Annotated in this window: 1 rRNA gene; it reads left to right on the top strand. The window is 51.3% G+C overall.

The annotated features are described in order from the left end of the window. Window positions 1–91: 91 nt before the first annotated feature. A 16S ribosomal RNA gene (locus HGG78_RS18840) occupies window positions 92–1098 on the top strand; the annotation flags it as partial.

Below are 1098 nucleotides of genomic sequence, written 5' to 3'. Positions count from 1 at the left end.
CAACAATAGCTTTAAAATTACTTTTTACTTTCGAGTAAAAACAGTTTTGAAGTCAGTATTCATTGAGCCGGTCTTAGGACCAACAAAACTTTAATTGAAGAGTTTGATCATGGCTCAGATTGAACGCTGGCGGCAGGCCTAACACATGCAAGTCGAGCGGTAACATTTCAAAAGCTTGCTTTTGAAGATGACGAGCGGCGGACGGGTGAGTAATGCCTAGGAAATTGCCCTGATGTGGGGGATAACCATTGGAAACGATGGCTAATACCGCATGATGCCTACGGGCCAAAGAGGGGGACCTTCGGGCCTCTCGCGTCAGGATATGCCTAGGTGGGATTAGCTAGTTGGTGAGGTAATGGCTCACCAAGGCGACGATCCCTAGCTGGTCTGAGAGGATGATCAGCCACACTGGAACTGAGACACGGTCCAGACTCCTACGGGAGGCAGCAGTGGGGAATATTGCACAATGGGCGCAAGCCTGATGCAGCCATGCCGCGTGTATGAAGAAGGCCTTCGGGTTGTAAAGTACTTTCAGTCGTGAGGAAGGGGGTATCGTTAATAGCGGTATTCTTTGACGTTAGCGACAGAAGAAGCACCGGCTAACTCCGTGCCAGCAGCCGCGGTAATACGGAGGGTGCGAGCGTTAATCGGAATTACTGGGCGTAAAGCGCATGCAGGTGGTTCGTTAAGTCAGATGTGAAAGCCCGGGGCTCAACCTCGGAACTGCATTTGAAACTGGCGGACTAGAGTACTGTAGAGGGGGGTAGAATTTCAGGTGTAGCGGTGAAATGCGTAGAGATCTGAAGGAATACCGGTGGCGAAGGCGGCCCCCTGGACAGATACTGACACTCAGATGCGAAAGCGTGGGGAGCAAACAGGATTAGATACCCTGGTAGTCCACGCCGTAAACGATGTCTACTTGGAGGTTGTGGCCTTGAGCCGTGGCTTTCGGAGCTAACGCGTTAAGTAGACCGCCTGGGGAGTACGGTCGCAAGATTAAAACTCAAATGAATTGACGGGGGCCCGCACAAGCGGTGGAGCATGTGGTTTAATTCGATGCAACGCGAAGAACCTTACCTACTCTTGACATCCAGAGAA

The sequence above is a fragment of the Vibrio aestuarianus genome, from assembly GCF_012395185.1.
Taxonomy (GTDB): domain Bacteria; phylum Pseudomonadota; class Gammaproteobacteria; order Enterobacterales; family Vibrionaceae; genus Vibrio; species Vibrio aestuarianus.
This window is presented reverse-complemented; position numbering and strand designations above follow the sequence as displayed.